Source organism: Ectopseudomonas composti (assembly GCF_001567565.1).
Lineage (GTDB): Bacteria > Pseudomonadota > Gammaproteobacteria > Pseudomonadales > Pseudomonadaceae > Aquipseudomonas > Aquipseudomonas composti_A.
In genome coordinates this window covers 123,244-136,851 of the sequence record NZ_LSSW01000033.1, presented here as the reverse complement: position 1 = coordinate 136,851, position 13,608 = coordinate 123,244, and the positions used below count along the sequence as shown (strand labels likewise).

Genomic DNA, 13,608 nt, shown 5'->3' with positions numbered 1-13,608 from the left:
GAGCCTTAGCTATCCAACCTGAGCACAGCAAGGAAGGCTTCTTGTGGAATTTCCACGTTACCGACCTGCTTCATGCGTTTCTTACCGGCCTTCTGCTTCTCGAGCAGCTTCTTCTTACGGCTCACGTCGCCACCGTAACATTTGGCCAGTACGTTCTTTCTGAGCGCCTTGACAGTGGTCCGCGCGATGATCTGGCCGCCAATGGCTGCCTGGATCGCCACATCGAACATCTGCCGAGGAATCAGTTCCTTCATCTTCTCGGTCAACGCACGCCCTTTATAGGCTGCGTTATCACGGTGCACGATCAATGCCAGGGCATCGACCTTGTCACCATTGATCAGTACGTCCAATTTGACCAGGTTGGCAGACTGGTAGCGATCGAAATGATAGTCCAGCGACGCATAACCGCGGCTGGTCGACTTCAAGCGGTCGAAGAAGTCCAGCACCACTTCGTTCATCGGCATGTCGTAACGCACCTGCACCTGGCTGCCGAGGAACTGCATGTCGCGCTGTACGCCACGCTTCTCGATGCACAGAGTGATGACGTTACCCAGATGCTCCTGCGGAACCAGGATGGTCGCGGTGACGATCGGCTCGCGGAAATCGGCGACCGCCGCGGCGTCCGGCAGCTTGGAGGGGTTGTCGACGGTGATGATTTCACCGGTCTTGAGTTCGATCTCGTAGATCACGCTCGGCGCAGTGGTGATCAGGTCCAGGTCGTACTCGCGCTCCAGGCGCTCCTGGATGATTTCCATATGCAGCATGCCGAGGAAGCCGCAACGGAAGCCGAAGCCCAGCGCATCGGAGCTCTCCGGCGCGTACTGCAGCGACGAGTCGTTCAGGGTCAGCTTCTGCAGAGCATCGCGAAAGTCCTCGAAATCATCGGAGCTGACCGGGAACAGACCCGCATAGACCTGCGGCTGGATCTTCTTGAAGCCAGGCAGCACTTCGACCTCAGGCGTCGAGGACAGGGTCAGGGTGTCACCGACCGGCGCACCGTGAATATCCTTGATGCTGCCAATGATGAAGCCCACTTCACCCGCCTTGAGATCGGCAGTTGCGGTGTGTTTCGGGGTGAATACGCCGACGCTGTCGACCAGGTGCACCTTGCCGGTGGACTTGACCAGAATCTTGTCGCCCTTCTTCACACGCCCCTGGCGCACGCGCACCAGCGACACCACGCCCAGGTAGTTATCGAACCAGGAGTCGATGATCAGCGCCTGCAGCGGCGCATCGATCTCGCCGACCGGCGCGGGGATGGTATGCACCAGGCGCTCGAGCACCTCGTCCACGCCCATGCCGCTCTTGGCGCTGCACGCCACCGCGTCAGTGGCGTCGATGCCGATGATCTTCTCGATCTCGTCCTTGACGCGATCCGGATCGGCCTGCGGCAGGTCCATCTTGTTCAGCACCGGCATGACCTCCAGGCCCTGCTCGATGGCGGTGTAGCAGTTGGCGACCGACTGCGCCTCGACGCCCTGACCGGCATCGACCACCAGCAGCGCGCCTTCGCAGGCGGCCAGGGAGCGGCTGACTTCATAGGTGAAGTCGACGTGACCGGGGGTATCGATGAAGTTCAGTTGGTAGGTCTTGCCGTCCTGCGCCTTGTAGTGAAGCGTGACGCTGTGGGCCTTGATGGTGATACCGCGCTCACGCTCCAGGTCCATGGAATCCAGGACCTGCGCCTCCATTTCACGCGCGGTGAGGCCGCCGCACATTTGGATGAAACGGTCAGCCAAGGTGGACTTGCCGTGGTCAATGTGGGCAATGATGGAAAAATTGCGGATATGACTCAGGTCACTCACAGATCAACACTCGAAGAGGGCACGGGCAAGACGCTTGCCGAAAATAGCCGCGGATTGTACCCGATCCCTCGCGACCGCGTCACGTCCGCGCAGCGCAGGGCAGATACGAAGAGGGGCGCTTGAAAGCGCCCCTCTTCAGTGTTGCCGGTATTACTCAGCCAACTTGAACGTGATGAAGCTGGCACGCCCCTGACGCAGCACACGCATGGACACCGAACGATTCTTCGGCAGTTCCTGCGCCACCTGACTGAAGGTGTTGGTGGAGTCGATGGCCTGGTTGTTCAGATGAGTGATCACGTCACCCGGACGCAGGCCGATCATGGCAGCAGGGCCGTTGAGCACTTCCTTGACCACCACACCGCCTTTCAGGTCGAGACCTTTCTTCTGTTCGGCGGTCAGCTCCACTACGGTGACGCCCAGACGGTTGTTGCTACGCTCGCCACCCTGCGCCGAGTCGGATGACGCCAGCTCCTGGCCTTCCTCCGGCAGCGTACCGACGGTGACGTTGAGCTTCTTGCGCGAACCATCACGCACGACATCCAGCTCGGCCTTCTCGCCCGGCTTCAGGCCACCGACCAGGTGCGGCAGGTCTGCCGACATGATGATCGGCTTGCCATTGAGGCTGAGGATGACGTCGCCGACCTGCAGGCCGCCCTTGTCCGCCGGACCATCTTCCAGCACCTGCGCGACCAGCGCACCAGCCGGCTTGTCCAGACCAAAGGACTCGGCCAGATCCTTGTTCACTTCCTGAATCACCACGCCGAGCCAACCGCGAGTGACCTTGCCGTCAGCCTTGAGCTGATCGGCCACCTGCATGGCCACTTCCATCGGGATAGCGAAAGACAAGCCCATGAAGCCACCGGAACGGGTGAAGATCTGCGAGTTGATCCCCACGACTTCACCTTGCAGGTTGAACAGCGGGCCACCGGAGTTACCCGGATTGATCGCCACATCGGTCTGGATGAACGGCACGTAGCTGTCGCTCGGCAGGTTACGCCCCTTGGCGCTGACGATGCCGGCTGTTACCGAGTGATCGAAGCCGAACGGCGAACCGATGGCCAGCACCCACTCACCGACCTTCAGATCATCGGCCTTGCCCAGGCGCACCACAGGCAAATCCTTGCCCTCGACCTTGAGCAGCGCGACATCGCTACGCGGATCGGCACCCACCAGCTTTGCTTCGAGCTCACTGCGATCGGATAGACGCACGATGATCTCGTCGGCGTCGGCGACCACATGATTGTTGGTCATGATGTAGCCGTCCGGCGAAATGATGAATCCGGAACCCAGCGACTGCGCCTCACGCTGGCGACCACCGGGATTGCGCGGAGCCTGCGGAATGCTGCGCTCGAAGAACTGGCGGAACATCGGAGGCAAGCCCTCGAGATCAGGCAGCCCCGGCTGACCGGCAACGGCGCGCTCAGGCATCTTCTGGCGGGTACTGATATTGACTACCGCAGGCGAGGCTTCCTCTACCAGATTGGTGAAATCAGGCAGGCTGGCCTGGGCCAACAGACTTTGCCCCCAGAGCAGGGCAACTGCCAGCAGCGGCGCAATGGACTTGAGTTTTCTCATCGTACTACGACTCCCCATGTAAAACTCGGACACACTCAACCCGCCACTGGCAACGGCACCAGCAGCGTACGTAGGACAACGGGTTGCAACGAGGGGTTCTCGGCGACACGAGCAGCGCGCCAACGAACCAGCAGCCAACTGACAAACAGACCACTCAGGCCGGCGACAATCACCAGAGGCTCAGGCAGACCGAGACCGTCCGCCAGCAGCGACGCGGCGAACAGACCAAGAAGAGGAAGCAGATAAACCAGAAGCGAACTACGCACCAGCAGGTCTTCGCGCACACCGATAACCACGGTATCGCCCACTGCCAGCTGCTTTTGACTGAGGGCGCGAACGTAACCGCGCTGCCGACCAACACCCAGGCGGTCCATCAGACCTTGACCGCAGGCCGCATTGGCCGAGCAACTCGAGCAGGTGCTCTTGCGTAGCGTTTCGACCCAGACGGCGCCGGGCTCGAGCGCCACTACACGCCCCTGCTCTTCGATCATTGGCTAGCCTGTGCAGGCACTCCCGCACGCATGGACAAGGCAATGCGTTCGGCAGTACCCAGAGGAATTTCCCCCACCACGGTGACCATCACATCACCGGAATCGGTGCTCATGCGCCGCGAAACGGCGACGGTCGGCCCAAGCTGGCTGCGCGCATCTTCGACAACGCTACCTTTCAGCGGCTCGAGAAAAACCGAGAATCGAGCCAGACCATCGCCGTACATCAAATAGGTGACGGAATCATCCGGGGAAGGCCCGTGGCGCAACTGCGCAGTGGTCAGGGTGAAGCCAGGCGGCAACCAGTCCGATCGCCAACTACCCTCAGCCATGCTCTCAGCCTGACGAAAACGCACCGGAACACAAGCGGAACTCGGCTGCATCGCATTTTCGGCAGGTGCCGTGGTATCCAGCTGGGCGAATTGGAAACGCTCCAGAAGCTGACCGCGCTCATTCAGCATCAGGGACTTCAACGGCAGACCGGTTTCCCGATCAAGATGCAACTCGAAGCCATACCGGTGCTGATCCTTGGGAGCCAACACCAGCACGTCCGCCGGCCTGTTGGCGATGCGCGATTGACCCGCGACGCGAATGTCGTACCAGTTGCTCAACTGCTCGGCATCAAGCTGGCGAGCAGGCCATGCCTGCCCTTCACTGATCTCATCGGCCAGAGCGCCGGTGACGCACTGCGCCTGACCGTCGACTTTCAGCACTTCCTGGGCAGGACCGTCGAGCTGCAGAAGGCGCTCGCGAACGTCGCCCCCCTCCTCCACGCGATGCCAAACGGCGTGGGTGGAGAAACTCCCGTTGCGCTCATAGATGAACGTACCCTGGAAGCTTTGTTGACGCTCAGCCGCAGCGAGGCGTCCGAGCAAGTCCTGCACCTCGGCAGCCTGTACTGGCAACGCCAGCAGACCGCCGAGAAGGTAGAGGGGAATCGCGCGCATGTGACTCCTCAGCGCTTAGCGGTTTTCCAAGCTGGCAGCCCGAGCATAGGGCAGAGCAGTTTCACCTGCACCCATCACGGCTTCCTGCGCATGCTGACGCAGGTAGCTCGGCAGGCGCTGCTCATGCCAGCTGGCAGTGCCAATCTTGGCTGGCTCGCCGACTTCCTCGCTGCTGTTGTAACCAGCCAGCAGTGCAGGACCTTGCACCTGCGGCACCGAGAGCACCGGGGAAGCATCCTGCTGGGCCAGTTGGGCGCCAGCCAAATCATCCTGATTGTAGAAACGCACACCCGCCAGCACTGCAACGGTCACCGATGCAGCCACTGCCACTCGCCCGACACTACGCCAGATTGGCGTCTTGCGGGCCGGCGCTGCCTCGTCGGCTAGCGCCGCGGAAACCGCAGAAGCGATGTCCAATTGCGGCACCAGCAACTCACGGTGCATGGCTGCACGGGCGATCTGATAACGTGACCAGGTGCCACGCAGCTCGCCTTCCTCGCTGGCTGCGAGCACACGCCGCAGTTCCAGTTCGTCCGCTTCGTTATCCATCACCGCGGACAGCGATTCCTGCAGGGTTTCACGACTCATGGTGTTCCTCTCTTGGCTGTCGCCGCTGCCTTAGGCGTCCTGCAACAGAGGTTGCAGGGACTTATCAATTGCTTCACGTGCGCGGAAGATCCGCGAACGTACCGTACCTACCGGACATTGCATGACGCTGGCAATGTCCTCGTAACTCAAACCTTCGAACTCGCGCAAAGTCAGAGCTGTGCGCAAATCGTCCGGCAGCTGGGCGATAGTTCGATGCACGGTGGCCTCGATCTCGTCGCGCAGCAATGCCCGCTCCGGTGACTCGATGTCCTTGAGGGCATGGTCGCCGTCGTAGAACTCCGCGTCATCGCTACTGACATCACTATCTGGCGGCCGCCGACCGCGGGAAACCAGATAATTCTTCGCCGTGTTGATGGCGATGCGGTACAGCCATGTATAGAACGCACTGTCACCGCGAAAGTTTCCAAGCGCTCGGTAAGCTTTGACAAACGCTTCCTGAGCGACATCCTGAGCCTCGTGGGTGTCGTGCACGAATCGCACGATCAAACCGAGGATCTTGTGCTGATACTTCAGCACCAACAGATCGAAGGCGCGCTTGTCACCACGCTGCACTCGCTCGACCAGCTGCTGATCATCTTCCTGGGTTAGCATGCACTCTCCTCATATGGCTTGAAGGAGGCCTGCGCCCAAAAGCGAATCAGCTTGCCAAGATAGACTCGGGCCTTACGCAAAAGTTCTCCCCTCCAAGCAAGCTTCCCGCAGAGATTTCTTTTCTCTGCCAGGAATGGCGCAAACGAAACTTTTTTCGCGTGCGCAAATAATCTTATCGCCGCTCATTTCCACATCCTCCGCTTACTTCGGATGCAGGCACGCGCAAGCGCTCTCCCTTATATGGGCGACCCTCTATGGAACCTTAACGACTAAGAAAGTTCCCGAGCACTGCAGTCGGTCATAAGCCACCTATTGTGCCGCCGCCCCTCTCTATATACTAGGGCTCGCTTTCACGCGGAACTCGGACATGAGCCAACACTTCCAGCACGACGTTCTGGTTATCGGCAGCGGCGCCGCCGGCCTGACCCTAGCCCTCACCCTGCCTACCCACTTGCGCATCGCGGTCTTGAGCAAAGGCAACCTGGCCAATGGCTCGACCTATTGGGCGCAAGGGGGTGTGGCGGCGGTACTGGACGATACCGACACGGTCGAATCCCACGTCGCCGACACCCTCGATGCAGGCGCCGGCCTGTGCCGCGAGGACGCCGTGCGCTTCACGGTAGAACACAGCCGTGAAGCCATCCAGTGGCTGATCGACCAGGGCGTTCCCTTTACTCGTGACGATGAAACCGCGCGCGAAGACGGTGGCTTCGAGTTCCACCTCACCCGCGAAGGCGGCCACAGCCACCGACGCATCATTCACGCAGCCGACGCTACCGGCGCAGCGATATTCAATACGCTGCTGGAGCAGGCGCGACAGCGCCCGAACATCGAGTTACTGGAGCAACGCGTAGCGGTGGACCTGATCACCGAGCGCAAACTGGGCCTCGACGGCGAGCGTTGCCTGGGCGCCTATGTACTGGACCGAGCACAGGGCGAAGTGGACACGTTCAACGCCCGCTTCGTGATTCTCGCCACGGGCGGGGCCGCCAAGGTCTACCTCTACACCAGCAATCCGGATGGCGCCTGCGGCGACGGCATCGCCATGGCCTGGCGCGCCGGCTGCCGCGTAGGCAATCTGGAGTTCAACCAGTTTCACCCCACTTGCCTCTATCACCCGCAGGCCAAGAGCTTCCTGGTCACCGAGGCCGTGCGCGGCGAAGGCGGCCTGCTCAAGCTGCCCAACGGCGAGCGCTTCATGCAGCGCTTCGATGAGCGCGCTGAACTGGCACCGCGCGACATCGTTGCCCGCGCCATCGACCACGAGATGAAGCGCCTGGGGATAGATTGCGTCTACCTGGACATCAGCCACAAACCCGCAGAGTTCATCAAGAGTCACTTCCCCACCGTCTACGAGCGCTGCCTGAGCTTCGGCATCGACATCACCCAGCAAGCCATTCCGGTAGTCCCTGCTGCGCACTACACCTGCGGCGGCGTGGTGGTCGATCAACATGGTCGCACCGACGTGCCAGGCCTGTACGCCATCGGCGAGACCAGCTTCACCGGCCTGCATGGTGCCAATCGCATGGCCAGCAACTCGCTGCTGGAGTGCTTCGTTTACGCCCGCTCCGCCTGCGCCGACATCACCGATCAACTGGACAGCGTGAGCATGCCGAGCGGCCTGCCGTGCTGGGATGCCAGCCAGGTCACCGACTCGGACGAAGACGTGATCATCGCCCACAACTGGGACGAGCTGCGCCGGTTCATGTGGGACTACGTCGGTATCGTGCGCACCAACAAACGCCTGCAACGCGCACAGCATCGCGTACGACTGCTGCTGGACGAGATCGATGAGTTCTATTCGAACTATAAAGTCAGTCGCGACCTGATCGAGCTGCGCAACCTCGCCCTGGTCGCCGAGCTGATCATCAGTTCAGCCATGCAGCGCCACGAAAGCCGCGGCCTGCACTACACCCTCGACTACCCGGAGCAATTGGCCGAAGCCCGAGACACTATCCTGACGCCGACGCCCCAGGCTGCGCCCAGCGACGCCGGCTGAACTTCAGACGCAAACGCAGGCGCCGGTGCTGCTCGGGCGCCAGCGCGTCACGCGGCACGCACGCCCCGCGACTGAGGCGCTGGCCCGGCAAGCGATAGCGCACCACCACCAGCAGCGGCAAGGCCAGGCTGTCAGGGCGCAGCTGCACCGCTTGCCAGCCCGCGGCGGCACTGTACAGATGCCAGCCAAAGGCATCACGACGCAAGCCGGTGACAGCCTGCGGAGCGGTCAGCAGCATATGCCGCGGCAATACCCAGCTCGCATGCAGCAGGCACGCCGCAAGCGATAGCAGTTTCGACCAGAGGGGAATGTCGGCCAGCCAGGGCGCCAGCAGGGCGAGCGCCAGGACCGACAGATAGAGCCTCAGCAGCCAGCGAGAGGGCTGCCAATGGCACTCGAAGACATCACTTGGGTTGGACACGATCCAGGATCATGCGCACGATGTGGCGCAGGTCGGCGTCCTCAGGCTCGCCGCGCTGCATGAACCAGCCGAACATGTCCTGATCTTCGCACTCCAGCAGCTTGCGATAGCGCGCCTGGTTCTCGGCATCCAAGGTCGGGTATACCTCCTGGACGAAAGGCACCAGCAGTACGTCCAGCTCCAGCATGCCACGACGGCTATGCCAGAACAGGCGATTCAGTTCACTTTGCTCAACCATGCAACGGACTCCTCGAACGAGGGCGGCAGTATAACGGCGAATTGCCCAACTGTTCACCGCGACACTGCGCAATTGCGCTGACAAGCCCCTGCCACGCCCACTATGATGACGCCCCTGTCCTTTATTCAGTGACTCGATTTGCACCATGGCCGATAGCGCTTACTTCACCCGCCTCGATCACGAAGGCCTGCTCGCAGTACGCGGCGCGGACGCAGCCAAGTTCCTGCAGGGCCAAGTGACCTGCAACCTCAACTACCTGAATGCCAGCCAGTCCAGCCTTGGCGCCCGCTGCACGCCCAAGGGCCGCATGCTGTCGAGCTTTCGCATCGTCCCGCAGGAAGATGGCTACCTGCTGGCCATGGCACGCGAACTGATCGAGCCGCAGCAAGCCGACTTGCAGAAATACGCGGTGTTCTCCAAATCCAAGCTCAGCGACGAGAGTAGCGCCTGGGTGCGCTTCGGCCTGGCAGGTGGCGACGCCGTACTGAGCGAACTTGGCCTGCAGCTGAGCGATGCCAGTGATTCTCTGGCCAACACCGGCACGCTGCTGGCGGTACGCCTGAGCGACGGCCGTGCCGAGCTGTGGGCGCCAGCAGCCGACGCCGAGCGGCTGCATAGCCGCCTGGCCGCACAACTGCCGCAGGCACCACTGAACGACTGGCTGCTGGCTCAGGTTCGCGCCGGCGTGGGCCAGGTGTTCGGCGCCACCCGTGAGCTGTTCATACCGCAGATGATCAACCTGCAAGCCCTGGGCGGCGTGAGTTTCAAGAAAGGCTGCTACACCGGCCAGGAAATCATCGCGCGCATGCAGTACCTGGGCAAACTCAAGCGTCGCCTGCAGCGCCTGCGCCTGGTCGCTGCCGAGCTACCGGCCGTCGGCGTCGAATTGTTCTCCCCGGTGCATGGCTCCAGCGTTGGAGAAGTGGTGCTGGCCGCCCAAACCGGCGATGCCGTCGAGCTGCTCGCGGTACTGCAAGAGGATGCGCAACACGATGGTCGCATCCATCTCGGCAGCAGCGACGGCCCGACACTGACCCTGCTCGACCTGCCTTATCAGCTGGATGCCGACCAGGAAATCCAGCGCTGACTAAACTTCCCTGGCGCCGCATCGGATCGCCTAAGAGAGCCATTTCATGAGCAAGCTTGCCGAAAAAGTCCAACAGGAACTGATCCACGCCATCGAGAACGATGAACTGGTGCTACCCACCCTGCCCGAGGTGGCGCTGAAGGTTCGTGAGGCCGCGGAAGATCCGGACGTGGGCATCCCGCAGATCAGCAAGGTGATCGGCAACGATGCCGCCCTGACCGCGCGCATCATCAAGGTGGTCAACAGCCCCCTGCTGCGCAGCAACAAGGAAATCACCGACCTGCAGATGGCCGTCAGCCGTCTAGGCATCAACTACACCTGCAACCTGGCCACCGGCCTGGCCATGGAGCAGATGTTCCAGGCTACCAGCGACGTGGTCGACCGCAAGATGCGCGAGGTGTGGAACAAGAGCACCGAGATCGCCGGTATCTGCCACGTGCTGTGCCGTCACTACACTCGCCTGATGCCCGACCAGGCGACCCTCGCCGGCCTGGTGCACCAGATCGGCGTACTGCCGATCCTCACCTACGCCGAAGAGCACAATGAGCTGCTGGCCGACTCCATCAGCCTCAACCACGTGATCGAGCAGATCCATCCGATCATCGGCGACAAGATCCTGCGCACCTGGGAATTTCCCGAGCCCATCGCCATCGTGCCGAGCCAGTACCTGGACTTCACGCGCGACTCGGCCAAGGTCGATTACGTCGATATCGTCCAGGTCGCCACGCTGCAGAGCTACCTGGGTAGCGAGCACCCCTACACCCAGCTGGACTGGAGCAAGGTGCCGGCGTTCGCCAAGCTCGGCCTGGACCCACAGGTCGACATGCAGGCCGACGAAGACCTTTCCGCCGCCATGGAAGCGGCCATGAGCATGCTGCAATAAAAGCGCCTCGCCACGGATGGCAAAAAATTGTCGGGAACACTTCTTGACGTCGCGGCGCGACGGCCCGAAGGGTGATCTACAGGGATGCAGGTCACAAAATGCCTCTACACTCGAGTCATTCGCTCAAGGACGTAGAGCCATGCGTCATGCATTTCTCCTGCTCGCCCTGTTGTTCGGCAGCGCCCAGGCCGCCGAACAGGTACGCCTGACCAACGGCGAGTGGCCACCCTACCTCGGTGAAACCCTGCCCCACCATGGCGTGGCCTCGCGCATCGTGGTCGAGGCGTTTGCACTGCAGGGAATAGACGTGCAATGGGAATTTCACCCCTGGGCACGTTCACTGAAGATGGCCGAGCAAGGCCAGCGCGACGGCAGCGCCGTCTGGCTGGCCAACCCCGAGCGCGAGCAGCGCTTTCATATCAGCGAGCCGGTAGTCGAAAGCGGTTACTACCTGTTTCACCGCAAGGCTGATGCCTTTGACTGGAACACTGTCGAGGATCTGCGTGACCTGCGCATCGCCGGTACGCGTGGTTATGACTACGGCGAGGCGTTCCAACGCGCCGAAGCCGCCGGCGAACTCAAGGTCACGCGCCTCAATGGCGACGAGCAGGGCTTACGCCAACTGCTGGCCGGGCGTATCGACCTGTTTCCCGTGGACAAGGTGGTGGGCTTCGACCTGCTCTATCAGAAATTCAGCGCCGCCGAGCGCCAGCGCCTGAGTTTTCACCGCACGCCCCTGCGCAGCGACAGCCTACACCTGCTGCTGTCGCGCCAGGTAGCCGGCAATGCCGAACTGATGCAGCGTTTCAATCGCGGCCTGCGCCAGCTGCGCGAAAGCGGCAAGCTGTCCCAGTACCTGCTGGAAATTCAGCAGCCGCTAAGCCTCAACCACTGAAGGCGGAAACTCGACACGCACCCGCAGACCATGCGGCTGCACCTGATGCAGGCTGACCCGAGCCTGATGAGCACGACAGATCTCGCCAACGATGGCCAGGCCCAGGCCCGCACCACTGCCCAGGTTGCTGCGCCGGTAGAAACGCTCGAAGACTTTCTCGTGCTCGGCCTCAGGAATCCCCGGCCCATCGTCCTCGACCTCCAGCAACGCCGGAGCCAGGACGCGGATAACCAGATTGCCGCCGGCCGGCGTGTGCGCCAACGCGTTGTCCAGCAGGTTATTCAGCAGTTCGTTGAGTAGCGTCGGCTCGCCGTCGATCCAGACCGGCTGATCAGCCTCCAGCGCCAGTGCGACACCACGGGCATGGGCCAGAGGGGCCATGGCCAGACCCAGCTCACGCGCCAGCAAGCTGAGATCGATACGCTGCGCGCCGCCCTCGGTGATAGCTCGCGCACCGCTCTCGATACGCGCCAGGGACAGCAATTGGTTGGCCAGCGACGTCAGCCGATCGCCCTGCTGCGCCACCTGCTCCAAGGTGCTGCGCCACTCCTCGGGCTGTTCGGCGCGCAAGCCCAGAGCGATACGAGCCTTGAGCGCTGCCAGCGGCGTACGCAACTCATGCGCCGCATCGGCGATGAACTGCGACTGGCGCTCGAACAACCCCTGCAAGCGCTCGTTGAACTGGTTCAGCGTTGCCACCAGCGGCAGCACCTCACGGGGCAGATCGCCGTCCGGCAGCGGCTGCAGATCGTCGCTGGCCCGCTCGGCCACCTCCCGGCGCAATGCCTCCAGCGGCCGCAAGGCCAGGTTCACGGCCAGCCACACCAGCAGCAGCGCGCTGACCGACAGCAGGCCCATGCGCCACAGGGTGCCAATCAACAGTTCACGGGCCATCCGCTCGCGCGCGCCCTGCGTTTCCGCCACGCGGATTTCGGCAATACCGTTGAGCTGTGGATCACTGACTGGCTGCAGAAAGCTGACCACGCGTATGCCCTGATTGCGGTACTCGGCATCGTAGAAGTGCGCCAGCGCCGGATAATCATCGGTGCGTGGCGTGCCCGGCGGCGGCGGCGGCAGATCCTCGTAACCGGAAACCTGATTGCCCTGCGGGTCGAGCACTTGGTAGTAGATGCGCCCGGCACTGTCGTACGCGAAGGTATCCAGTGCCACGTAGGGAACATTGGCGCGCAGCCGGCCGTCCTCGGCGTATAGACCGTCGGCGACCGCCCGCGCCGACGCCAGCAGCGTACGGTCATAGGCGGTGTCGGCTGCGCGACGCGCACTCCAGTAGGCGCTGATACTGCTCAGCAGCAGGATCAGCGACAGCAGCAGGGCCAGGCGTCGCAGCAAACGCCCGCGCAAGCTGACGCCACGACTCATGCCTCGACGGCCTCCAGCAGGTAGCCCAAGCCGCGAAACGTGACGATGCGTACTGCATTGCCCTCGAGTTTCTTGCGCAAGCGATGGATGTAGATCTCGATGGCGTCCGGACTGGCATCCTCGTCCAGACCAAATACCTGCGCCGCCAGCTGCTCCTTGCTCATCACCCTGCCCGGCCTGGCGATCATCGCCTCCAGCACGGCCTGCTCACGCGCGGTCAGGCTGAGCGCGTCACCCTTGAGGCTGAAGCGGCGCGCGCCAAGGTCGTAGACCAGATCGCCACAGCGCTGCAGTTGCTCCCCCCCGAGCACGCTACGCCGCAACAGCGCCTTGACCCGCGCCTCAAGCTCGGTCAACTCGAAGGGCTTGGCCAGATAGTCATCGGCGCCGAGGTTGAGGCCATGCACGCGATCCTTGACCTCGCCGCGCGCAGTCAACATCAGCACAGGCAGAGTCTGGCCACGGCCACGCAGACGTGACAGCACCGCGAAACCGTCCAGACGCGGCAGACCGATATCGAGGATTGCCAAGGCGTACTCTTCGCTGCAAAGCGCAAGGTCAGCGGCAACGCCGTCGTGCAGAACGTCCACGGTCCAACCGGCGCCTTTCAGCGCCTGGGCCACGCTTTCCGCCAATTGCGGATGGTCTTCGACCAGCAGAATCCGCACCACTACCTCCAACTGCAGCATC

At 62.3% G+C, this 13,608-nt stretch carries 14 protein-coding genes; 4 read left to right on the top strand and 10 right to left on the bottom strand.

Features of this window, described 5'->3' with window-relative positions:
* Positions 1-5 precede the first annotated feature (5 nt).
* The 6 genes from lepA to rpoE all read right to left on the bottom strand — a co-directional run bounded on the left by lepA (position 6) and on the right by rpoE (position 6,015).
* Complete coding sequence (lepA, locus tag PCLY_RS24015; protein WP_061243141.1) at positions 6-1,805, bottom strand: translation elongation factor 4; 1,800 nt, start codon at positions 1,803-1,805, stop codon at positions 6-8.
* Between the two features lie 150 nt (positions 1,806-1,955).
* Complete coding sequence (locus PCLY_RS24010; protein ID WP_061243138.1) at positions 1,956-3,380, bottom strand: DegQ family serine endoprotease; 1,425 nt, start codon at positions 3,378-3,380, stop codon at positions 1,956-1,958.
* A gap of 35 nt (positions 3,381-3,415) precedes the next feature.
* Positions 3,416-3,871, bottom strand: coding sequence for a SoxR reducing system RseC family protein (locus tag PCLY_RS24005; RefSeq protein WP_061243135.1), 456 nt, complete (start codon positions 3,869-3,871; stop codon positions 3,416-3,418).
* Positions 3,868-4,815 (bottom strand): MucB/RseB C-terminal domain-containing protein, encoded by a 948-nt coding sequence (locus PCLY_RS24000; protein WP_061243132.1) that lies wholly within the window; start codon positions 4,813-4,815, stop codon positions 3,868-3,870. The genes PCLY_RS24005 and PCLY_RS24000 overlap by 4 nt, the downstream gene beginning before the upstream one ends.
* A 15-nt stretch (positions 4,816-4,830) precedes the next feature.
* Positions 4,831-5,403 carry a sigma-E factor negative regulatory protein gene (locus PCLY_RS23995; protein WP_061243129.1) on the bottom strand — a complete coding sequence of 191 codons (573 nt, stop codon included), beginning with the start codon at positions 5,401-5,403 and terminating at the stop codon, positions 4,831-4,833.
* Positions 5,404-5,433: 30 nt separating this feature from the next.
* The gene (gene rpoE, locus PCLY_RS23990) at positions 5,434-6,015 is read right to left on the bottom strand and encodes an RNA polymerase sigma factor RpoE (RefSeq protein WP_037001376.1); all 582 of its coding nucleotides are present in this window, start codon (positions 6,013-6,015) and stop codon (positions 5,434-5,436) included.
* A gap of 367 nt (positions 6,016-6,382) precedes the next feature.
* On the opposite strand from rpoE, the gene nadB reads away from it, so the two are divergent.
* A complete protein-coding gene (gene nadB, locus PCLY_RS23985) occupies positions 6,383-8,014 on the top strand; it encodes an L-aspartate oxidase (RefSeq protein WP_061243125.1) in 1,632 nt (543 codons plus the stop codon).
* Here the strand turns inward: nadB and PCLY_RS23980 are convergent.
* Positions 7,968-8,435, bottom strand: a complete 468-nt coding sequence (locus PCLY_RS23980; protein WP_061243122.1) for a protein YgfX — start codon at positions 8,433-8,435, stop codon at positions 7,968-7,970. The two genes, nadB and PCLY_RS23980, sit on opposite strands and share 47 nt — an antisense overlap.
* Positions 8,419-8,673, bottom strand: coding sequence for an FAD assembly factor SdhE (locus tag PCLY_RS23975; RefSeq protein WP_013714656.1), 255 nt, complete (start codon positions 8,671-8,673; stop codon positions 8,419-8,421). The genes PCLY_RS23980 and PCLY_RS23975 overlap by 17 nt, the downstream gene beginning before the upstream one ends.
* 145 nt (positions 8,674-8,818) lie before the next feature.
* On the opposite strand from PCLY_RS23975, the gene ygfZ reads away from it, so the two are divergent.
* The 3 genes from ygfZ to PCLY_RS23960 all read left to right on the top strand — a co-directional run bounded on the left by ygfZ (position 8,819) and on the right by PCLY_RS23960 (position 11,538).
* Positions 8,819-9,760, top strand: coding sequence for a CAF17-like 4Fe-4S cluster assembly/insertion protein YgfZ (gene ygfZ / locus PCLY_RS23970; RefSeq protein ID WP_061243119.1), 942 nt, complete (start codon positions 8,819-8,821; stop codon positions 9,758-9,760).
* Positions 9,761-9,806: 46 nt separating this feature from the next.
* Positions 9,807-10,643 carry an HDOD domain-containing protein gene (locus tag PCLY_RS23965; protein WP_061243117.1) on the top strand — a complete coding sequence of 279 codons (837 nt, stop codon included), beginning with the start codon at positions 9,807-9,809 and terminating at the stop codon, positions 10,641-10,643.
* Positions 10,644-10,782: 139 nt separating this feature from the next.
* Positions 10,783-11,538, top strand: coding sequence for a substrate-binding periplasmic protein (locus tag PCLY_RS23960; RefSeq protein WP_061243115.1), 756 nt, complete (start codon positions 10,783-10,785; stop codon positions 11,536-11,538).
* Here PCLY_RS23960 and PCLY_RS23955 read toward each other — a convergent pair.
* Both PCLY_RS23955 and PCLY_RS23950 read right to left on the bottom strand, forming a co-directional pair.
* Entirely contained in the window at positions 11,521-12,918 is a 1,398-nt protein-coding gene (locus tag PCLY_RS23955; RefSeq protein WP_061243113.1) for a sensor histidine kinase, read from the bottom strand. The genes PCLY_RS23960 and PCLY_RS23955 overlap by 18 nt on opposite strands.
* Positions 12,915-13,586: a response regulator gene (locus tag PCLY_RS23950; protein ID WP_061243305.1), complete on the bottom strand. Its 672-nt coding sequence runs from the start codon at positions 13,584-13,586 to the stop codon at positions 12,915-12,917. Before PCLY_RS23950 ends, PCLY_RS23955 begins: the two co-directional genes overlap by 4 nt.
* Positions 13,587-13,608: the final 22 nt, after the last annotated feature.